22 protein-coding genes and 1 tRNA gene are annotated in these 21,644 nt (G+C 36.1%); 11 read left to right on the forward strand and 12 right to left on the reverse strand.

Features of this window, described 5'->3' with window-relative positions:
* Positions 1–25 precede the first annotated feature (25 nt).
* A complete protein-coding gene (locus tag MHB40_RS20015; protein WP_205445338.1) occupies positions 26–268 on the reverse strand; it encodes a glutaredoxin family protein in 243 nt (80 codons plus the stop codon).
* 132 nt (positions 269–400) lie between these two features.
* Between MHB40_RS20015 and MHB40_RS20020 the strand changes: the two genes are divergently transcribed.
* From MHB40_RS20020 to MHB40_RS20050, 7 genes are all read left to right on the forward strand, one after another.
* Positions 401–471: transfer RNA gene (locus tag MHB40_RS20020), tRNA-Cys, on the forward strand.
* A gap of 41 nt (positions 472–512) precedes the next feature.
* Positions 513–686 (forward strand): YvrJ family protein, encoded by a 174-nt coding sequence (locus MHB40_RS20025; protein WP_016993736.1) that lies wholly within the window; start codon positions 513–515, stop codon positions 684–686.
* A 5-nt stretch (positions 687–691) separates the two neighbouring features.
* Positions 692–880 (forward strand): hypothetical protein, encoded by a 189-nt coding sequence (locus tag MHB40_RS20030; protein WP_202342581.1) that lies wholly within the window; start codon positions 692–694, stop codon positions 878–880.
* A 439-nt stretch (positions 881–1,319) separates the two neighbouring features.
* Complete coding sequence (locus tag MHB40_RS20035; protein ID WP_342533266.1) at positions 1,320–1,571, forward strand: hypothetical protein; 252 nt, start codon at positions 1,320–1,322, stop codon at positions 1,569–1,571.
* Positions 1,572–2,160: 589 nt separating this feature from the next.
* Positions 2,161–2,841 (forward strand): hypothetical protein, encoded by a 681-nt coding sequence (locus MHB40_RS20040; protein WP_342533267.1) that lies wholly within the window; start codon positions 2,161–2,163, stop codon positions 2,839–2,841.
* A 510-nt stretch (positions 2,842–3,351) separates the two neighbouring features.
* Positions 3,352–4,275 carry a S8 family peptidase gene (locus MHB40_RS20045; RefSeq protein ID WP_342533268.1) on the forward strand — a complete coding sequence of 308 codons (924 nt, stop codon included), beginning with the start codon at positions 3,352–3,354 and terminating at the stop codon, positions 4,273–4,275.
* 665 nt (positions 4,276–4,940) lie between these two features.
* Positions 4,941–5,186 carry a hypothetical protein gene (locus MHB40_RS20050; protein WP_342533269.1) on the forward strand — a complete coding sequence of 82 codons (246 nt, stop codon included), beginning with the start codon at positions 4,941–4,943 and terminating at the stop codon, positions 5,184–5,186.
* A 51-nt stretch (positions 5,187–5,237) separates the two neighbouring features.
* Here MHB40_RS20050 and MHB40_RS20055 read toward each other — a convergent pair whose 3' ends face one another.
* Complete coding sequence (locus tag MHB40_RS20055) at positions 5,238–5,735, reverse strand: GNAT family N-acetyltransferase (protein WP_342533270.1); 498 nt, start codon at positions 5,733–5,735, stop codon at positions 5,238–5,240.
* 108 nt (positions 5,736–5,843) lie between these two features.
* Here MHB40_RS20055 and MHB40_RS20060 point away from each other — a divergent pair, with 108 nt between their 5' ends.
* Positions 5,844–6,395, forward strand: a complete 552-nt coding sequence (locus MHB40_RS20060; protein WP_342533271.1) for a DinB family protein — start codon at positions 5,844–5,846, stop codon at positions 6,393–6,395.
* 70 nt (positions 6,396–6,465) lie between these two features.
* On the opposite strand, the gene MHB40_RS20065 is transcribed toward MHB40_RS20060, so the two are convergent.
* The 4 genes from MHB40_RS20065 to MHB40_RS20080 all read right to left on the reverse strand — a co-directional run bounded on the left by MHB40_RS20065 (position 6,466) and on the right by MHB40_RS20080 (position 11,316).
* Complete coding sequence (locus MHB40_RS20065) at positions 6,466–7,386, reverse strand: DMT family transporter (protein ID WP_342533272.1); 921 nt, start codon at positions 7,384–7,386, stop codon at positions 6,466–6,468.
* A 37-nt stretch (positions 7,387–7,423) separates the two neighbouring features.
* Complete coding sequence (locus MHB40_RS20070; protein WP_342533273.1) at positions 7,424–8,710, reverse strand: McrC family protein; 1,287 nt, start codon at positions 8,708–8,710, stop codon at positions 7,424–7,426.
* Positions 8,694–10,190, reverse strand: coding sequence for an AAA family ATPase (locus tag MHB40_RS20075; RefSeq protein WP_342533274.1), 1,497 nt, complete (start codon positions 10,188–10,190; stop codon positions 8,694–8,696). The genes MHB40_RS20070 and MHB40_RS20075 overlap by 17 nt, the downstream gene beginning before the upstream one ends.
* Before the next feature lie 277 nt (positions 10,191–10,467).
* Positions 10,468–11,316 (reverse strand): pyridoxamine kinase, encoded by an 849-nt coding sequence (locus MHB40_RS20080; RefSeq protein ID WP_342534805.1) that lies wholly within the window; start codon positions 11,314–11,316, stop codon positions 10,468–10,470.
* A 178-nt stretch (positions 11,317–11,494) separates the two neighbouring features.
* On the opposite strand from MHB40_RS20080, the gene MHB40_RS20085 reads away from it, so the two are divergent.
* Both MHB40_RS20085 and MHB40_RS20090 read left to right on the forward strand, forming a co-directional pair.
* Complete coding sequence (locus MHB40_RS20085; protein ID WP_036078698.1) at positions 11,495–12,049, forward strand: ECF transporter S component; 555 nt, start codon at positions 11,495–11,497, stop codon at positions 12,047–12,049.
* 134 nt (positions 12,050–12,183) lie between these two features.
* Positions 12,184–12,624 (forward strand): cell wall hydrolase, encoded by a 441-nt coding sequence (locus MHB40_RS20090; protein WP_205445351.1) that lies wholly within the window; start codon positions 12,184–12,186, stop codon positions 12,622–12,624.
* A gap of 71 nt (positions 12,625–12,695) precedes the next feature.
* On the opposite strand, the gene MHB40_RS20095 is transcribed toward MHB40_RS20090, so the two are convergent.
* Both MHB40_RS20095 and MHB40_RS20100 read right to left on the reverse strand, forming a co-directional pair.
* A complete protein-coding gene (locus tag MHB40_RS20095; protein ID WP_342533275.1) occupies positions 12,696–13,952 on the reverse strand; it encodes an MFS transporter in 1,257 nt (418 codons plus the stop codon).
* A gap of 135 nt (positions 13,953–14,087) precedes the next feature.
* A complete protein-coding gene (locus tag MHB40_RS20100) occupies positions 14,088–15,548 on the reverse strand; it encodes an amidase (RefSeq protein ID WP_342441458.1) in 1,461 nt (486 codons plus the stop codon).
* A 130-nt stretch (positions 15,549–15,678) separates the two neighbouring features.
* Between MHB40_RS20100 and MHB40_RS20105 the strand changes: the two genes are divergently transcribed.
* Positions 15,679–16,410 (forward strand): helix-turn-helix transcriptional regulator, encoded by a 732-nt coding sequence (locus MHB40_RS20105; RefSeq protein ID WP_342533276.1) that lies wholly within the window; start codon positions 15,679–15,681, stop codon positions 16,408–16,410.
* Positions 16,411–16,617: 207 nt separating this feature from the next.
* Here the strand turns inward: MHB40_RS20105 and MHB40_RS20110 are convergent, their stop codons facing one another.
* The 4 genes from MHB40_RS20110 to MHB40_RS20125 form a co-directional block, all read right to left on the reverse strand.
* Positions 16,618–18,573: an AraC family transcriptional regulator gene (locus tag MHB40_RS20110; protein ID WP_342533277.1), complete on the reverse strand. Its 1,956-nt coding sequence runs from the start codon at positions 18,571–18,573 to the stop codon at positions 16,618–16,620.
* Between the two features lie 356 nt (positions 18,574–18,929).
* Positions 18,930–19,829, reverse strand: a complete 900-nt coding sequence (locus MHB40_RS20115; protein ID WP_342533278.1) for a hydroxymethylglutaryl-CoA lyase — start codon at positions 19,827–19,829, stop codon at positions 18,930–18,932.
* Positions 19,830–19,848: 19 nt separating this feature from the next.
* On the reverse strand, positions 19,849–21,204 hold the full coding sequence (locus MHB40_RS20120) for a tripartite tricarboxylate transporter permease (protein WP_205445360.1): 1,356 nt from the start codon (positions 21,202–21,204) through the stop codon (positions 19,849–19,851).
* Positions 21,201–21,641: a hypothetical protein gene (locus MHB40_RS20125; protein ID WP_205445362.1), complete on the reverse strand. Its 441-nt coding sequence runs from the start codon at positions 21,639–21,641 to the stop codon at positions 21,201–21,203. The genes MHB40_RS20120 and MHB40_RS20125 overlap by 4 nt, the downstream gene beginning before the upstream one ends.
* Positions 21,642–21,644 lie beyond the last annotated feature (3 nt).

Raw genomic sequence — 21,644 nt, forward strand, 5'->3', positions numbered from 1 at the left:
AAAAAGGTGATTTAATCCAACTTAGTTAAATTTCTAATATAGCTTTTATTTTTTCTGGCTGATAACCAATAATTCTCTCTACTTTATTATCAGCGACTAATAAAGTAAATGGGATAGCGCTACTATTAAATTGCTTAAACTCCATTAATACGTGCTCTTCATTAATATCCTTATTAATATAAGTAATATTATTTTCCTCTAGCCACTCCTTCAACCTAACACAATATTGACATCCATCGCTTGAATATACCGTTATATCATACTTCATCTTAGAGACCTCCTTTTTTCTATAAAGAGGATTAAAACATAAGAAATGAAACCATGACAAAATAATATTTTTTTATAGGCAGGTTGTTTTTATTACAGAAGAATCCTCTTTACATAGTACAGTTACAATTTTGGTGATATAGCCAAGCGGTAAGGCAAGGGTCTGCAAAACCTGGTTCCTCGGTTCGAATCCGAGTATCACCTTATATTACTAATTTGGAGTAAGAGGGAGGGTGATTTACATTATGACACCAGAAAATGTTCCAATTTGGATTAGCCTAATAGGAAACTTTGGATTCCCTATTGCCATAACAGTCTATCTGTTCATTCGCTTTGAAAGGAAAATAGATAAATTAGAAGCTGTCATCATGGAGTTATCTGAAGTTATAAAATCTCTTAATTACAAGAAAGGAGGGTAATCCACATGGAAATTGAAAAATTAATGGCCTGTTACTGTAAAGCAAGAGAAGTTCAATCATTTTATACAAATTGTTTAGCGAGTGACAGTCTGTCCCCAAAAGAACGCGATTTACTAATAAATCTTATACAAAATACTAGTATTTCTTCTAATTTATTGAGGGAATATTGTCAGATTCATGCTAATGAAATATGATCTATTAACAAAATAAACCCATCAAATAATTTAGGTTAAGAACTACCTAATTTTATTTGATGGGTTTTAATTTTTAATAAGTGATTTAAGCTTCTTTAAATCCAAACGTTCCTATTAAAAATGCTATTAGAAATATTATTAGCAAAATGGAATTGAGGATAATTAAAAGTAATTCTACTACCGCATCTCATACCATACCACTTTTTATACAGTCGAATAACAAGAAATCAACATTTATGGAGCAACTTTTATATTATTATGTAATGTCGATAATAAGGTTTTTTCATAATCTTTAAGTATTGACTATTATAAACAAAAAAGGAAAAGTTGATTTCAGGCAAGGAATGGTTTATTCGATGTGATGAAAACTGTAAATAACACGTGTGGTATAATTGTAATAAAGTCAAACCTTCATTTACATACAAAGGGGCGGTGCTATTTGCAAAGAAAAATTTTTACGTATTTATCAATAATTTTCTTGTTTTTAACATTTCTTATTGGATTGGCTCCTCAATATATTCTGGGAATTGGCATAACAATTCCATTTATTTTAGGAATTTCAGGACTAATATTTGCTATTTTAGGGATAAAGGGACCCACTCGTATGATTTTAGTTGTCCTTAATTCGTTTATATTAGTAGTGTTTATCGTGATTTATCTAATGGCTTTTTATGGATTTAATAAACCTTAAAAGAAGCAAAGTTTATCTTTAAAAGTCAGAATGATAGGAATTTTATAATAGTCTACAAAGAATAGCTTTATAATAATCCATAGTATTTTTTAGGCTATATAGATGAAAAGTATATAATTGGATTCTCGGGTCTTGCTTTTTTGTATTTGGTGCTTATGAGCCTTCATTATAAATGCCAAAAAGGCGTAGTTTTTGAGATGTTTTAGTATTGGTTAAAAATAAATGCGCGAATAGGTCCTAAATTATTTTTCAGAACAATATAAAGAAAAAATTGTACTTTTTATTTCTTTCTTAATCATTCTATTCTATTTAATTAAAATAACTATTAATTATAATGCATATTACCTATATTCTAAATGTACTACTTTAATCGTTTTATCAAGTTCCATAGATTCGAGCTATTAGCCTCCTTATTTATAACGTAACAAACCATTCAAAAGCATATAATTTCGTTTTATAGGTTTAATTTATATTTCCTGAAAAAAATTTAAAAATGCAGTTTAAATCTCCAGTTGTATTTCACTTTACATAGTAATGAAGCACATCATACTAAATGTTGCTTCAAATACTTTAAAAGGGAGAGAAAACAATGACTGAAAAACAAGCTAAATCAGGAATTAAAGAGTTATCGAAAAATGAGGTTAACAATTTAGTTGAAAAAGCATTGGCAAATGAAAGTGTGCAGACGCTTATCAACAACTCACTAAATCATTACCCTGCTATTAAAGCTAAGTATACTGATCTTCGAGCTTTAATAACACAATCATTAGGCGGAGAATTTACTAAAGGAACTACCCCTGTACAAGTTCTTACTTTAGTTATGGAAGAACTTCAGACAGTAATTACTTTTACTGTCGAAAACGCAGAATTTAAAGCTGTTTCGCATTTCCATGGTCATTCAAGTGTTATCGAAGTTACACAATCTGTTGGAGTAAATTTATTCCCAATTGTAACTATTAAGATTAATGGAGAGTATTTCGATTATGAATGGCACACAAACCCATTATATGATGTCAATGAATTACGTTCTTCTACACAAAATAATGAACTTAATCTAATGTGGTCAAATTGTACTATCTGTACTACTGTTTGTGACACTATCCAAGGTTTAGGATGTACCTTAGCTGGTACAGCAGCTTGTATGGTAGCTTGTGCTCCAATCGGTACTGTAGCGTGTCCATTTATTTGTGCAGCTGTTTTTGGATTAGTGTGCCTTAGCGAAAATAAGATCACATGTGGACCAGGTTGTAAATCATTAGGGTTTTGCTAAATAGAAATAACAAGTTATAAAGTTAATATCTCCCCACCAATAATGTTATAATTAAAATAGGAGGGGAGATTCTTGTTAGCCTATAAGAGAATAATTATAATACATTTACTTATTATGTTTTCTAGCATTTTTATTAGTTTTCAGATAAAAGGTATATGGATAGGATTACTTATATTTTTATTGGTGTATGCTTCTCTTTTTTGGTTGTTTATTGGACTACCTTATGCATTTCAAACAAAGTCGAAGTTTTTCGAAAGGTATTGGAATTGGTTAGTAAAAGGTGGGAAAATTGGTCCAAAAAGCTAAAGATTTATTCTTTAATATTGCTTAATAATAGTAACAGAATACTCAATTTTATAAGAGAAATATTAAATTTAATCTACCTCCGAAAATGTTAGACTTTTACTAACATTTCAGGGGTAGATTTTTGTTTAATATTGAGCGAATTTCTCCTTTTTATTTATTATCATCTTCCTTCTAACACTTTATTATTTAAAAGGAGATGACAAAATGAAATATGAAATCATTTTAGAGCGGGTAAAAGTGGTCAAGTTGTTTAAAGTTTTAAATGCAGTTCCTGATAATTTAGATAAGATTCGAGCAAGGGAATTGTGGCAAGAAACAGATCAAGGTTCAGGATCTGTTATTGCTGTATTAGATAGTGGTGTTCAGGTTGACCACCCGAGTTTAAAGGACAATATTATTGATGGCTATAATTTCACAGATGATGATGAAGGTAATCCTTCAATATTTAAAGATTATCTTGGACATGGTACACATGTAGCTGGAATTCTAGCTGCTGTTGATAATGGCAAGGGAATCACAGGTATTGCGCCAAAAAGTAAACTTCTTATATTAAAAGTAATAAATCACAAAGGAAGAGGAAGCTTTGAAAGTTTGATTAAGGCGATTATGTATGCAGTTAATTGGACTGGACCTAATGGAGAAAAAGTAAACATTATTAATATGTCACTTGGCAGCCCAGAACCAAATGAAGAATTGCATAAAGCCATAAAATATGCCCGTTCAAAAGGTATAGTATTAGTTGCAGCAGCGGGAAATGAGGGCGATGGAGAAAGCGCAACTATCGAAATATCATACCCTGGTTTTTACAAGGAAGTAATTCAAGTCGGCTCTATATCTGAAACAGACACGCCTTCAAAATTTTCTAATACGAATGTTAACTTAGATTTTGTAGGGCCTGGTGAAAATATATTATCAACGCATTTAAACAGTGATTATGTAGAATTGACAGGAACCTCTATGGCAGCTCCGTTTGTTGCCGGTGCGGCTGCACTTATCATAAAAATAATCAAACATTGTGAACCCCATTTGATTCCAATGTATGTATTTGACTACTTGTTAACTCATGCTCTTTCATTGGATCATTTCTCCATTAATCAGGTAGGGAATGGTTTTATTCAGTTGAAATAATTTGTGGTAACAATGGCAATTTAATTACTCCCTTTAAAAGGTAAACATCAACAATTTCCTTTTAAGAGGAGTATTTTTCTTGTTTTTAGTTCATTGTACTACTCATTACCATTCTCAGTATAATAAACAGTAAGAGCTGTTAATATTTGAAACCTTAGGTATTTAGCAAAAACTTATTAATTGAAAGGATTTGAATAAGGAGATGGATATTCTACTTCCAATAGGAATAGGCTTTTTCGCTAATATGTTAGCATTTGGAATAAGTATACTTGTTATAAAAGATAAAAGAAAAGCATCAAAGCTAACACTTATTTTCTTCGGAATCATTGTTCTTCTGTCGTTGATCATTGGTAGTTGGTCAGAAATGGGCTTATTTGTTATAAGCTTAGGCATATTACTCTTATGTATGTGTTTATATTTATATATTTTTATTGAGCGTACCTTCAGACCTATAGAGTAATGCTTGTAGTCCGCAGAATGCACGAATACCAGCCACCGCTGTAGTATGTCCTGAGACTCTTGAGGCAACAGGCACTGAGGTATTTATTTGTAAGAGCTTTAATCCGAAATGACGGCAGCACTCTTTTTAAAAGTACTGCCGTGTGACTTACCTGTTTATCTGCATACCATATATGTAAGAACAAATATGTAGATGGGGGGATTTTATGGAACTGATTTTGACCATTTTTCTCATGCTAGATATTCCCTACAATTACTTTCACCATTCATTCCCCATTACGATTGAATACTTGGGGATTCTTGGATTTTGGCTAGCACTCCCTTTATCGGTCATTATTATCTTGCTAAGTATATGGTTACTTATAAAGAACGTGGGCATTGTTAGCTCATTACTTATTCTTGTTATTACAGGGATTCTTTTCTTCATTGCTTTATTTTCATTGTTCCATTGATACTCATCATAATAAATTGAAGCCTTTGAAGATAGAAACTTCAAAGGCTTTTTAGAAATACAGCACCATATAATCCTCATCAAAATATTGCTGTCCTATTTTTAAGGCGTTTCGTTCTGTTCCAAAAACGTAAAAGCCTAACGATGTGTATAATCCCTTTGCTGATTCATTGGAAGACACAACTGTTAAATTAATTTGCTCGACGTCTACTAGTGTATTTGCTTGATTGATGACCTCTACCATTAGTTGTTTTCCTATGCCCAACCCTCGCTTTTTTGGAGAAACATAAACGGCAAAAATGCTCGCTTTATGCTTTAGCTTCACTTTATTTGCTTGCACCAATGTCGTCACACCGAGTAAATCCTCCTGGTCAAATGCCCCAAATGTAAATGTTCCTTGTCCTTCGAGCCTACTTGCAAACGACTCAAGCGACAAATCCTTTTCTTCCTCGAAGCTAGAGCCAAAAGCTTCTGGATTTGTTTGCAATCCCTCTAACCTTAAATCTCTATATACCTCAGCATCTGCTGCTGTTAATTGTCTAATTTCCATGCCTTTCCCTCCCATCGTACTTTTCCTATTTATCGGCCATAACGATTAGCATTTAATGTACTTTTCCTATAACAATCCTTAAAATGGAAATAAAGGAGTTGAAAATCTATGAAATCTACTAGTATGGTGAAACATTTTCTTACGTTAGAGGAGCAACGAGCACACTATCTACCAGCTATTCATACGCTTCCACAGGAGGAACTATGGCAGCAAGGACATGAAGGAAAATGGTCCATTGGTGAACACTTTTATCACCTCTATTTGATTCTCAAAATGTTACATACAGCAATCAAATATTCTTTCTTCCTCACACCTTTTGCCAAAATGCGAAGAAACAAGCCCTTCGCTACTGAAATACATGATATTTATGAAGAATATCAATCTAAAAAAGGACAAGGAATGCGAGCACCAAGTATTTTAGTTCCATCTAAGAAAATACGCTTTGCCTTAAATAGTTATGATATCGAGCAATTACTTATCAACGAGACACTTGCTTTGCAAAAGTTAGTACAAAATATAGACGAGGATGTTGCAGGACACATTGTTTTTCCTGATCCCATTGCGCATTATCCTAATCTCATTCAAGCTATTCAATTGTTGGCTATTCATGAGAGACATCACTTTAAAGCTATGGTAGGTTTGGCTAGGAAAATGCAGTAAAATAGAGCCAATTTGATTTTACGACCATCAAAACTGGCTCTGCATATTTTATAAAAAATAGATGTTTTTATTATGAAATGCTACGATCTCTTTGCTCTACAATAACACTTAAAATTCCAAACAATAACAGTAATAAGACGCCCATTAACGTAATATTTGACCATTGTAACCTTGTATCAAAAAGCTGAAAAAAGAAGGTACATACAGGAATAAAACACAGTGACATCATGACTAGAAATACTTCACAATATTGAATACCCTTCTGTAATAAATACATTGGAATCAAAACACCGATGACTGTCATCAGTAAAATCCAACCAATGTTTTCAAGTAAATAAGTAAACATGACATCATATGTAGCGAAAAATGAAAGCAAAATGATACCATAAAATCTTTTTGATAAAATCATCGAGCTTGTCCATCCTAATTGACTCAGCTGCTTAGAATAAACTGTACATAATACAGCACCAAGTCCACACAATATGCTTGCCCCGACTCCTAAAATGCTTGATTGGTCCCATGTTTGTACAGCCGATTTCCCTGTAAAAATAGCACCAATCAGTAATAAACTAGCTGCAAATATGCCAATTGCAATACCCCACTGTGCATTTATCACTCGTTTTTTCTGCTGTATTGCAAGTAGCAATGCAAACAATGGGCCTAGTCCCATTTCAAGAGAGCTCACTATCGCAGGTTCAATATATTTTAATGCAAAGTAAAACCCCATAAAGGCTAGTATGGAAGCACCGTTTAACTTCCATAACGATGATCGTGCCTCTTTCCAGCAGGGCTCTACCTTTTGCTTACTTGTGATTAATTGAAAGAAGACAGTCGTGAGAAAAAAACTAATGCCTGTGAAAAGAAATGGATGCACCGCTTGTACACGGTTCGAGTAATACACTTGGCTAATAGACGTTAAAATGGCTGACAATAGTAAACTTATTACCCCTATTGCATATAGATTACGTTTATTTTCAACTATAACTCCCATAGATTTCCCCCTGATAGGATGTCTACTCGTATGTTTACTATTGCGTCGCTAGAGTAAACTTCTTTACTAGTTTCTCCAAACTGTCCTCTACATGGTGGCAGTCGACGAAGAATACCTTCACTTCGGTACTTTGATCACCTTCATTTGTGTTGAAGTAGATTTCTTTCATTTGTTCAACTTCAGTATTCAATGGATAGATAAGCCAAATTTCTTTAGCGTGATATTTTTTAGCATAAGCATACATTTGATACATATCTGCCTGTGTAATTCCATAGTTATTGTGTGGCGTATTACTTAGCATTTTCCATTTTGTATCTAAAACAATTTTGCCAGCGCCATTAGTTAACACTATATCTGGTCGTAATGCAAATTTTCCTTGAAATAAATGATAGCCTTTATCCTGTAATTGCACCTGCCATGCTGAATTACTTAGTAGCTTTTTCAGATGAAAGCCAATATAAGACTCAAAAACTTTTTCCATTGGGAATAATAATGCTTTTCCAAATGAATTTCCCGAAAAAGTTGTAAAGCTTTCATCATTTAAAAAAATGTTAGACCATTGCATAATCGTTTCATAATCTTTTGAGTTACGATCAATCTTTACCTTTGAAAAGTCTTTGCTGTAGTTTTTTGATTGCTCGATGAGTTCAAAGTGTACGAGCAGTTTACGCATTTCGTTTATATTGTCATTACTTGTTGATTGTTTTAGCAGTTTAAGTAATGTAGCCTTGATTAAGCGATTTTCGGCCCGATTCATCCCAAACTCGTCGTAGCGTGTATAGAAACGTTCTCTATGAACAAGGTTATATTTTAATTGCTGTGAAAATACCATTTTACCTTTGTATACGTTTAAGTTATCTTCCATCGCATAATAGGATGATTTAAGCCCCTTTTTAATCAGTTTTTGCACTTCTTGAATGTACAATCGAATGAAAATTTCCAATAATGTCATACGATCTGTCCGAAGGCTAGTCTCATTAAAGGTTTTGCTAGGAAAATCTTGTAGCGATTTAAGCATTTTCACAAATGTTTTTTTAGGGTCAATGGCTGTTTTCCCATATATTTTTGGCAAAATTTGAATTTGTGTACCATTCTTCAATTGCACAATACCAACATAATTTTTTGCACGAATGACCTTTCCAACATGTCGCTTTGTGGAAACAGAGAAAAAATCGTATGCATCAACATCTACCATTTCATTGCAGTGCAAAATCATATTTTCAAGCTGCTCGAAAGAATCCTTGTCTAAGTATATATACTCATCTTTATAAGCTTTATTGCATGTTAGGATATCGTATTCCTTCATTTCAATTAACCTCTTCATTCTCGACCCTTCCATATATCCCGATATAGCTTGATGGTTCCTGGAATGCACTTGCTTGAAGATGGTATTTTGTTTCTGGGAGGTCTATATCAATGTCTCGACCAAATAATCCTTTTATACTTAATTTCTCATCCAAAATAAATCGATATTGCTGTGGTTTTAAATGATCTCCTAAAACTAACTGAATCTTACTATAATCTTCATAAAAATATTCTTGGAGAAGTGGAATAATCGCATTCTTAAAAATAGTAGCTAGATTTTCTAATGAATTGTCTTCTTTTAAACTCATAAAGTATGCATGGCCAATAGTATGTTCACGATCATATAGCGCTTCAATACGAGCGTTCATGACTTCCATTAGACGTTGAATATGGATATTTCCTACTTTTATATCAGCTACTGCATTCAAATTTGGCAGCATTTCAATAAAGTCAAAGCGTCTTCTAAGTGCTGTATCCATCAGGGCAATCGAACGATCGGCTGTATTCATAGTTCCCAATAAATAGACATTTTGAGGTACGCCGAAATCCTTTTTAGAATAGGGAAGCTTTACATGCATTTCTTCTTGCGCCCCAATTCGTTTTGTCGGTTCAATTAATGTAATAAGTTCACCAAAAATCTTCGATATATTGCCTCGATTAATTTCATCGATAATAAAGACATAATTATTAGTGTTTTCTTCCACATCGATTTGATCATTTTGCGAGTATTTTAAAATTAAATTATTTACATCATTAATCGATAGCCTCCAAAGCTCATAAATGGTTTGCTGCACTAAGTTCGTTTTACCATTTAGCTCATAAATATTTTCATAGATATCCGTGGCAATCCATTCTACTTCTCGACTCCTTTTAAAATCTTCCTCATCCTCTAACCATTCTGGCTCTCCCGTGATAATGCCAATTGCATCAATATGCTTTTGATCACCTAAAGAAAAGACAATATCTCCAACACTCATTCCCTCATAGAAATAGTACAAGGTATCTGAAGGATAGTCCCCATCCTCAATAAAGTCAGTACCTTCCTCATCCCAGCCTATACGAATTTGATTGTCCTTAAAGCATTCTTCTTTCAGCCAATTCTTGCCACTGCCTCCTAGAGAAATCTTCCAAACTTTTTTATTTCCTTCCATCACCTGATTATGAGCAGTTAATTTTAATTGCTGCGCTTGCTCACAAAATTCTTTAAACACCCCTGATTCAATTTTGTATTGAATGCTCTCCTCTGCTTCATCGTTTAAAACAGGCTTGATTCCCTCAATAAACTCTTCATATCCATATGATTGATGAAAAGTAACGAATCGAATCTGACCTTGCTTTTTATACGCAAGATAACGTTCAAAAACGTCTTGATACGCTTCTGCACAAATCGCCTTAAATTCTTTATTCTCAATAATACTAACCGCGTAGTTCACTGTATTATACGTTTTCCCTGTTCCTGGTGGACCGTACAGGATTGTATTGATATTACATTGACTCATTTCTGGGGAATCCTCCTCTAAACTTCATATTTCTAGCAACTCTGATTGGCAAGCTTGTATTGCTTAGGTATCTTCTATCAAGAAATTTATTCCCATCATAATACCATAAATTCATACAAATATTACTAATTATTTTATAAAATTAACCAACTTATCTACTAAGATCATCCTATATTATTTAATTTTTCTCCAACAAAAAAATCCGTAAAGGTCACTATAAAACTGACATTTACGAATTTTTTATTACGCTTACTTTTACTTAAAGACTTATTAACTTTTACATCAGCATGCGTAAAAACTTTTCAAAATGCACGCCTGCCTCACGGGGTACTTGGTCTTTCGATGTGGCTTCAATCGCAGCGGCTAAAAATGTTTCCGCTAGTTTCATTGACTCCATTAAATCTTGTCCACGCATCATGCCGCCCATCATGATGGATGCGAACAGGTCGCCTGTACCTGAATAGCTCTCACCATTATAGTTGCGGATACTATGAAAAGACCGCTCAGAGTCGACAAACATATTCCCAACATAACGCTTGTCCGCATCTGCTGCTGGTGGATTCAGACCCGTAATAATGACGTTTGCTCCAGTTGCTTGCTGTAGCTGCTGACCTGCCTCTTCAAGGGCATGAATATAATCTAATTCATTTTGATAGCTCTGTAGCCTCTCATAGGATAAACCTGTAAGTAAGCAACATTCCGTAACATTTGGCGTAATAATGTCCGCACACTTTACTAACGCTCTCATACGATCAAGCAATTCACCCGTAAACATTTTATAGACTTCACCATGATCACCCATCACTGGATCAACAAGCAACGTCGTCTTATTTGAGTGAAACACGTTTAAAAAGCGAAATATATTATCGATTTGCTCCTCACCTGTAACAAAGCCTGTGTGAATACCATCAAAGGTAGCTCCAAGCTTGCTCCACTCATCTATAAAAGAGTCCATCTTTGATGTTAAATCTTCGCAATAAAAGCTCGAATACCCCGTTTGTGCCGTTAAAATAGCTGTAGGTAGTGGCACAGCCTGTACACCCATCACAGACAGCACAGGCATCGCAGCCGTTAACGAGCACTTTCCAAAGGACGACATATCTTGAATTACCGCAACTTTTTTCATCATTCATTCCACCTAACTCATCCTGCTTTTACTCTCCTCATCGTATCACAATTAGATAAATGCGAAAATAACCTCAAACTGACCCTTAACTTTTTTATAAAATTGACACTTTTACAACAGTCAGTCCTTTGCTAAAGTAAAAATCATCAAAATATTCATCATAGTGAGGAAGAGACAAATGCAAAATATACAAAGGCCAACATCCTATACAAAATCACGCACTAAAACATTTGATTTAGTCATTACAGCCATTTTAGCAGCACTTGTTTTTGTTGCTACAATGTTTATCAATCTTAAGCTACCGATCGGGCAAGGTGGACTTATCCACTTAGGAACATCCATGCTGTTTATTTCTGCTATTTTATTCGGACCTAAAAAAGGTGCACTTGCTGGAGCCATTGGAATGGGCTTATTCGATATCGTAGGTGGCTGGTTAATTTGGGCACCCACGACTATTATTTCACGCGCATTACAAGGCTTCATTGTCGGTAAAATTGCTTGGTCAAAAGGACATAAAGGTGATAATCTTGGGCTGAATATTTTAGGAGCAGTAGTATCAATGCCCGTGATGATTGCTGTTTACTATGTTGGGCAAGCCATTATGTTCAACAGCTGGATTGCCCCGATGGCATCCATTCCAGGAGACGTCATTCAAAACATCGTAGGTTTAGTTATCGCTATCCCAGTATGTGTTGTACTGAAAAAAACACCATACTTCAAAAAGAATTTTTAATGGAAGTACGCCATCTTGCTGTTTTACACAGTACAGATGGCGTTTTTTATGGTGTGCTATGCAGAAACAATGAATTTCAAGATAAAGCGAAACTAGCCTTGATTTTTTTCATACTATAGGGTGGAGGTGTAAAAATGCCAAGAGTAAAATACCGTGATGCAGACGTTGCTTTAATGGCAAGGATGATGAGAGCAGAAGCTGAGGGTGAAGGAAAACAAGGCATGCTTTACGTGGGCAATGTCATTGTCAATCGTGCAGTAGCATCTTGTTTAGACTTCAACGATGTTAGAACGATTGAGCAGGTTATTTACCAGGTTCAAGGTGGAAATTATTCTTTCGAAGCCGTTCAAAAAGGCAATATGTTTTACCAACGAGCGAGAGAAACGGAAAAAAGATTAGCGAAACAGAACTTAGATTTCTGGCGAGATCATCCAGCAAAATACGCACTTTGGTACTTCAATCCATATGCCCCATGTCCCCCAACATGGTACGGCCAGCCGTTTACAGGGCAATTTAAAAATCATTGCTTCTATGAACCCGCTCCAGATACTTGTGCTAGTGTATATATGGGATAGTTAGTTCATCGTTGTAAAGGGAATACCTCAATTGCAGGTATTCCCTTTATTCTCCTATTATTTAGCATGGCTTAATCCATTACTTTTAAAAGCTTTTCCTTAAACATTATCACACCAATCAAGCCAATTATAGAAAATATAACAGGCGAAATGAAGCCGTAGTAGTACCCATCACTTACATTACCTGTGGCAGCTTGAAAGTAATCTAAAATATTGCCAAAAATAATGGGCAACAATGCAGCACTTAGAAAGCCACCTGTATTGGCAAACCCAGAAACAATGCCCGATTCAGTTAGAGGGAAAGTTTGACGAACTGCCGCAAAGGTTAAAGCACTTGCGCCATAGCCAAAGCCAATGAGAAAGAATAGGACGATGAGCATGAAAAATGTAGGATGTCCTTTCAATAAAAGAAATGAAAACCAGCTCAATAAAACTGTAATATGAACAACAATATATGGTTTTTTAATCGTTCCTAGCCAGCCGGCAATCCAACTCATTAAAGGAGCTCCTATAAGCGCCCCGACTAATCCAATCATAATCAGCTGACTAGCCTCTGATCGTGACATCTCATACATATTGATCCCATATGGTACTGCCCACGAACTGATAAAACCAACATAACCTCCAACAACGCCAAAATGACAAAAAAATAAAGCCCATGCTTGCCTGCTTGAAAATATTCTTCGTAATAATATGGAGCTTTTTTCACGTTGTATTTCTTCAGTTATGCTTATGGGTTCCTTTGAAAAGATACGTTTCGTGTTTTTTATAAGCACAAAATAAAGAAGTACACCACATAAGCATAATAATAATCCCGTTGAAAAAAAGGTGATTCGCCAACCTAATAAAAGGATCAATGTAGCAAAAGGTACTGTCGCCAATAAGAAGCCTAAGCTTCCAGTCATTCCTGCAAAGCCAATTAATCGGACAAACTCCTTTTTATGAAACCATTGTGCCAAAATAAGCACCATATTCACCCATATGGTCGCATCTCCTACGCCAGTAAGCATTCTAGAAAAGAATAGGACAACTTCATGTGTACCTAGACTGTAAAGAATGGTTCCTATTCCTGTAAGGGTGGCACCGATGATGAGGAAAAAGTTTGGCCCAAATCGATCAGCTAAAATCCCCATCGGAATTTGCAAACTCGTGTACACAAAAAATTGGATACTCGTCAATAACCCGATTGTCGATGCCGTTACCCCAAAATCCTTCATCAATTGATCTGTAATTAACCCTGGAGCAGTTCGCTGACTTGCCATTAACAAATAAGTAAACAATACAGCAACAAACACAATCCATCTGTACTTATGTTGTTGTTTGTCCAATAATCACTACTCCTATTAGCTTTTATTTTATGTATATGAGTTTAAGGTCAGGATGAAGACCTGCTTTTGAGGAAGCTTCAAAATTACGACAGAAAGAAAACGCACCTAGTCTATACTAAGTGCGTTCATGCTATATTATACTGCTGGTTGAGGCTGTTCACTGACATGTATTACTGGCTTACGGTCTTTCCAAGGCATTGCTTCTTCTAATTGTCTACCTAGCTGTAATAACGTTAATTCATCTGCAAATTTACCTGTCATTTGTAGACCAATTGGTAAGCCTGATTTACTTTCTGCTAAAGGCAATGATAAGGATGGCTGACCTGTAGCATTAAATAAATTTGTAAACGGTGCATACGTGAAAATTTGCTCCGTCCATTCAACAGCTGAAATGTTAGGATTGTTCGCATTTAATTCACCAATTTTAGCAGGAAGCGTGCCAATTGTTGGACTCAATAAAATGTCATAGTCTTCAAAGAAGCCTGCAACTTGACGTGAAACGACTGCATTTGTATGAATAGCTTCCAATAAATCAGCCGCCTTTAACTGTCCACCATATTCATAGCATTTCCAAATAGCTGCTTCAATATTGTCTGGAGAAACTGCTTTACCAGTCCCTGCTGCGGCACCCTTAATCATTTGATAAATATTCGCTGTCCAAATATCAACCGTCGCCTTTGTAAATGATGCTTGTTCATATTTCGGACGCGCTTCTACTACTTCGTGTCCTAGGTCTTTTAAAACTTGGGCTGTTTTATGAACTGCTTCTATACATTCCGGATCGACAAATGCCCCAGAATTTGCTTCAGTTGTCCAAGCAATTTTTAGAGGGCGCACTTTTTCTTGGATAAGTTGTCCGTACGGTGCATGCGTTACTTCTAATTTGGAATAGCTCCCTAAATCAGGACCTGCTACTTGATCCAGTAGCACCGCTGTATCACGAATTGTACGAGTCACAGCGAACTCAATGGCAATACCATTTAAAGGCTCGCTATTGAATGGACCAGCTGGAACTCTTCCTCGTGTAGGTTTCAATCCAACTAGCCCACTACAGGAAGCGGGAATACGAATAGAACCACCGCCATCATTGGCATGAGCGATTGGCACAATACCACTCGCAACAGCTGCTGCTGATCCACCACTCGAACCACCTGGACTATGATTTAAATTCCATGGATTGCGCGTTGCACCATAAATAACCGCTTCAGTAGCTGCATTATAGCCAAACTCAGGTGTTGTCGTAGTACCTGCTAAAATCAAGCCAGCCTTTCTAAAACGCGCCATTAATTCACTATCGACCGGAATAATCGTATTATCCCCTATACGACTCCCCATACTATGCGGTACACCCTCTGCATGTAACACAAGCTCTTTAATTAAAAATGGAACACCAGCAAACGGAGCATTTTCGTCAACCTTCTCAATTGCTTTGTCAGCCTGCTCTTCTAACACACTAACGACTGCATTAATGGATGGATTTACTTTTTTTATTCCTTCTAACGCTAGCTCCTTTAACTCCTGTGGTGTTACTTCCTTTGATTTTACTAACTCTGCCAACCCAATACCGTCATATGATGCATACTCTTGTAAATTCATATCATCACCTCGTATAGTAGTAATCTTGCAATTACAATGTACTGAATATTCTAAAATTAAGATATTACCCGAAAGGATAATTCTGTTTTAAGTAGAATATAAATGCATAATAGAGAAACGAGGTGTTTTCATGTTTTTGGAAAATGATTTAGAAAACATTCTTAAAGCGAGCTATCATATTTCGAATATGAATGTGAAACAAAGTAATGAGAGTTTTAAACATGAACTATTGCATACATTAAGTCAGCATCTCGGCTATCACCATATGTTATTTTGGGAAATATCGAATAATGAATTAAATGCTCCTGTGCTTTTAAATATAGAGGGTCATACGATTAATGATTATTTACAAATATATCAAAAATTTGATCCATTACACCCTCAAAATATAGGTACACAGCATTCCATTCAGCTAATGAATAGGAATGAAGTTATGTGTCTGCAAAAACAAACTCACTATAAAGAAGTTTTTTTAAAAGAAAATCGCTATGAAGATGAAATGGCGATGTATTTGAGGGTAGACAATAAGCTCGTAGCGGTTATTGGCTTTTTAAGGAAAACAGGAGAAAAGTTATTTAATGAAAAAGATATTTTAAAATTAGTGTATTTGAAAAGAAATATCGAAAACATGTATTCCCTTCATCACTATTCACAGCCCTCCATCCTATTTAAAATGACGGAACGAGAAAGAGAAGTTTTAAACTTTGTTTTCAAAGGCTTGAAAAATGGAGAAATCGCCCAGCAATTATTCATCAGTGAAAATACGATTAAAAAACATCTTCAAAACCTATATAGAAAGTTTCAAGTAACCAATCGCACCCAGCTACTAGCAAAGTGTTTGAAGTATATTGATCATGTTTAGTAGGTTCCTCCAAAGAATAATTTCCTGTTCGATCCCCACATATTGTGACATTGAACTCTTCTACAACTTGGAGCCTTCTCTTATTAAATAGAAATGATTTGTCATTTGGACTATAAGGGTATCTATAATATTTTCTAAATTGACATTAAAAAAGAGACATTTCCAAGATCGAAATGTCTCTTTTCTATCATGTTTGATATTACACTTTTATTTTGTTTTGGCAGTTTCAATAATCCATTTAGCTAAATTGTCTATTTGTCCTTCTACTGCAATTGGGTCTCTAAACCATGACTCACTTTCAGTCCACAAGTATACTTTTCCATCTCGAATCGCAGGCAAGTTACCCCAAATCGGATCAGCCTGCAGTTCCTCCAACGTTGATTTTGTTGTTAAAACCAAATAATCTCCAGTATATTCAGGAAGCATTTCTAGCGAAAACTCGTAAAATGATTCAGCTAGCATATGTTCTGGAACCGTTGAGGGTGGATTCGCACCTAATATTTCATACATAATTCGACCGCCGCGTCCAGACTTTGATCCGAATAAGAATACCTTTCCATCATACTCCTGCATGATGGAAACTGTCTCTCCCTCACCAAGTGCAGCTTGAACTTCATCACGTAATGTACTTGTGTGGCTTTCAAAATCGGTAATCCATTGTTCAGCTACATCCTTTTTGTCTAATAAATCACCGAAATAACGCATTTCCTCCTGAATCGTTTCAAAGCTATTATAAGGCATAGCCACGGTTGGCGCGATGAGTGAATATTTGTCCACTGTTTCTTCTTTATTAATATTTGTAATGATTAAATCTGGTTTCAATTCAACCAGTGCCTCTAGAGAATCTCCTACATCCGTTACACCATCAAGCATCCCTTCTAAATACGGGCTTTCCATCAATAAAAAATCAGATGCAACTGGTTGGACATCAAGTGCCAAGACGGTTCCTAAATAGGCAGGTGCTGCTATACGTTGTGGTTGTATAGGCACTTCTACATCTCCGAGTGCCGTCTTAATTGTTCGCATTTGGATGTTGGCAGGTGCCTCTGACTTTACTTGATTCGATTTTGTTGCACCACTATTTCCGTTAGCCCCTTCTGATGATGTTCCACATCCTGATGCGACCATAGTCAGACACAATAGTGCCATCGCTAATAGATTTTTCTTTCTAATTGCCATATCATTTCCTCCATCTAACATTAATTGATAATGAATATCATTACCATTTAAATGATACATTGCTGGATGTGGTGCAACAATGGACAGATTTGACCTATTCATTGTATCTTTCGAACCTATATACTGATATTGCTTGCGGTATTCTCCTGGAGTTATGCCTGTTTGTTTCTTAAACATACGGTTAAAATAGACCGTGTCTGGATATCCAACATAAGCAGCTACTTCCTGTAGCGTCGCTTCGGTATCACACAGCAATTTTCGCGCCAAGTCTATGCGTAATCGAATCGTATAATCAAGTGGACTGCATCCCATCTGCTCTTTGAATTTCCTCGAAACGTACTGTGGAGTGTAATTCATTTGCTGGGCCAACTGCTCCATAGAAATCATACCACGATAATTTTTTGCGATATAGCGGACAACTTGTTCGGTTAGAGATGGGGCGTGAGCATGCTCCAGCCGCTCCTGTAACGTTGCATGTACGAAACGGATGAATTCCCCCTTGGCCTTCAGTCTTCTCAATTCATGGACATCCTTCATGTTTTTCTCTTTGTCTATCTGCCCATTGTCTATTTTTGGCCAGTCGGTAAGCATTGTTTCTAGCATCTCCAGCATAACGAGTGGTTCGGATGGTGACACTGCCCAGCTTTGCATAAATGGATTGTCTGTTTGCATCATCATATGAAACTCCCGCAATGCTGAAGCGGGTAAAGAAGCATTGTATAAAATCATGTAGGTGTCAAGAAAGTCAGTGGATTGAACCGTTATCCGCTGCCCCTTGCCGATATGTATTAAATGAAACCGCTCGGATAGCCATACTTCATCGTTTGTCCACAGTTCAGCATGGCCATTTGCCACAAACATAAACATGCTTGCTGGTGTTACATAATCACAAATCACATCGCCGCGCCCTATTCGTTTTATCCGAATGTCGAGTACACGAATGTCAACTTGATTCCACAATTGAATTTGTTCACCTATATTCATAATAAAACCACGTAACGACTACTATCTACCCTATCCATTAGATTGCTCCTTCCCATGCATATTACAATTGAAATTATTTGTGATAATCATTCTCATTTTGATTTTTGTTTCAAGATATGTCAAGGACAGTCAAATCATTTCTGACTAGATGAAGAATTCCAATTAAGGACGTAGCTTGTTAAACCGTTGTGTGTAATTTATTTATGATTTCAAATAGCTTAAAACAGCCTCTATTTTTTCTCATCAGGAAATTTCCCCATAGAAAAAACTGCATCATCAATTGGTAGAGTGTATCTAACAATTGGTGGTGCAGTTCTGATTTTGACTCTAACTATAGGGGTACAAATCCCATTCTTTTACTTATTACTTTGTACTTTATACACTTTACTATCAAGCTGTCTATTTATTGCCTGCTGTAAAAATCGTGTTGCAGTAAACAATTTTTCTTCATCAATATTCGTTTGCACGCCTAAACGATGTAGGAAATTTACTAAATCATTCGTTGACACATTGCCGCTTGCACCAGGGGCATAGGGGCACCCCCCCAAACCACCAATAGCACTGTCGTATTTTGTAATCCCGAGTTCAAGTGCTGCAAAAATATTCGCTAAAGCACGGCCATACGTATCATGAAAATGAAGGGCAAACAAATCATGGTCGTATCGAGTGAGCAGCTCTGATAAAATAGCCTTTACTTGTACAGGGTCTGCTATACCAATTGTATCGCCGAGTGAAATTTCAGAAACGCCCATTTCTAGATAGGCATCAATAATTTCCTTCACTTTTTGAAACTTTACTTCGTCACCAAACGGACTGCCAAATACAGTTGAAATATAGCCTCTTAACGATATACCTTCACGATTTGCTACTTCAGCTACAGCTTTTAAGTTTTGCAAAGATTGGTTGATTGAAGCGTTTACATTACTTTGATTATGTTCCTCAGAAGCAGAAATAAATAAAGCAATTTCGTCAACCTTTTGTTGGATGGCCCCTTCTATCCCTTTCAAATTGGGCACAAGAGCTGCATACGTTATTTTTTCATGACGTGTGATTTGCTCGAATACTTCATGATGATCGGCTAAAGCCGGTATCCACTTTGGACTAACAAAAGAGGATACCTCGATATGACGGACACCTGTTTCACTTATTAAGTTAATCCATTGCACCTTCAAATCAGTTGGAATAAATATTTTCTCATTTTGTAAGCCGTCACGCGGACCTACTTCTCTTATTTCCACTGCTTTTGGTAAATTCATCAAGATACACTTCCTTTAATTAAATGCCGAACAGCTGTAGCATAATCCAGCTCGAAGCGTAGAATACCATGAATTGCACACCAGCCCCTACACCTAAAATTCGATTTAATAAACCACCAACAGTTGCGACTGTAAATGTTAACACTACTCCTAGCAATTGTGCCTCGTTATAGGCAAGCAAGAATGCTAAACCGATGAACATCGCTACGATTGCTTCCTGGCTAATATATTTCAATACTAATACAGACGCTTTACGTGCATAATTCATCGCAAATGGATAAGCAATTAAAGCAGCTACACTAATACCGATTAACCCAAAAATGAAAAAATCCCATGAAGACATTAGCGTGTGTAAGTTGTTTACTGGATCTACTGTAAAAATCGGTGGTGCATTAAATAAAGGTGATGCCGGTCCAAGTGCAACTGGACTTAACGGAATACCGAATGCAATTAATGGAATAATCGCTTCAGCAATATAAGTCGATTCCGTTACACCATTCATTACAGTAAGACTCGTTGTTGATTTTTTATAGGCACCTTTTGTGCGAGAGCCTACAATTTCCCCCATCAATGACGTCATCCCGACAGGACTGAAGACAAATGTGAGGGAGGAAAGAAACGTTGTAATACTCGTAAAAATGGTCTGTCTTTTCGATAAAATTTTAAATGGATTTGGGAAATAGCCTTTCCATGATTTCGTTTCAGGAGCAAGGTTATATTGATTTGGCTTACTACGTGCTAGATCATTTTTAGCAACAGAAGATGCTGCCATTAAAATATTACAAAACATTGGTCCAATGGCAATTCCTAAAAAGAATGTAATGCTTAAATGTTTATCCAGCATCGCAAAGCTAACGCTATCTAAAGCTTTTATGAAAAACGCAAATGGGATAATGATTAAAATACTTGCCCATTTTCCTTTTGAAAAGAATGCGATTAAAATTGCGGCAAGTGTAAAAATGATGCCTGATGAAGATTTAAAAAAGTCGGCAAATTGGCCTAAAAACTGACCTAAAAGTACTGCGGTTGGTAGGGCGATAAATGCACCGATAACGCCACCGGAAATCATTTTACGTAGCGCCACGTGCGGCATCCCTAAACGGCGTAATGTATTGGCATGGTCAATTAAAGGTACAGCTGTTGTGTCCCCAGGAATACCTAATAATGCAGTTGGTACAGCATGTGTTAAGTGCTTAGCTAACACGCCTGCCATGAAAAAGGCGAATACCCCTTCAGGAGGCGCTCCCAGCAAAATAACTAACAGCGTAATTGGTACCATAATCGCTGTTTCATCTGTACCTGAAATAAGCCCAATGACAGTAAAGATTGCTGCACCCAAAAGGGCAAATAGAAGAGCAATTAAATAAATACTCATTTTTTATCCGCTCCTTTCAAGCCCTGTAAGCTAGAAAGAATACCAAAATCCTCGAGCTCTTTTTTTGTCACCGGATCTTCCTCGATTAAGCGTATTTCCTCGTCTATATCAATTTGTAAATCTTCAAATGCTTCCTTTAAAGAATGACTGGATGCTTCATCTTCTACTAAAATACGTTTTGGTTTAAAAAGAATCGTATTAATAGCAACAACAATCAGAATACCTGCAATGCCTGTTAACAATGAATACGAGTTAATCATTTGAGGGTCTGCAAACTTCGGAAAAACCCACTGGCCAAACTGATAGCCTAAAAAGCTTGCGGCAACGCTTAAAATAATTGAAAGAATTAACTGATTACCAGAAACTGTGTCACCTAAAATTTCAATAAACTTTTTTTCCTCTACATTTTTTTGCTCATTGTATGGAGTATTCGCCATGTT

Origin of the sequence: Lysinibacillus sp. FSL K6-0057, from assembly GCF_038630885.1 — a bacterium.
GTDB lineage: Bacteria > Bacillota > Bacilli > Bacillales_A > Planococcaceae > Lysinibacillus > Lysinibacillus fusiformis_F.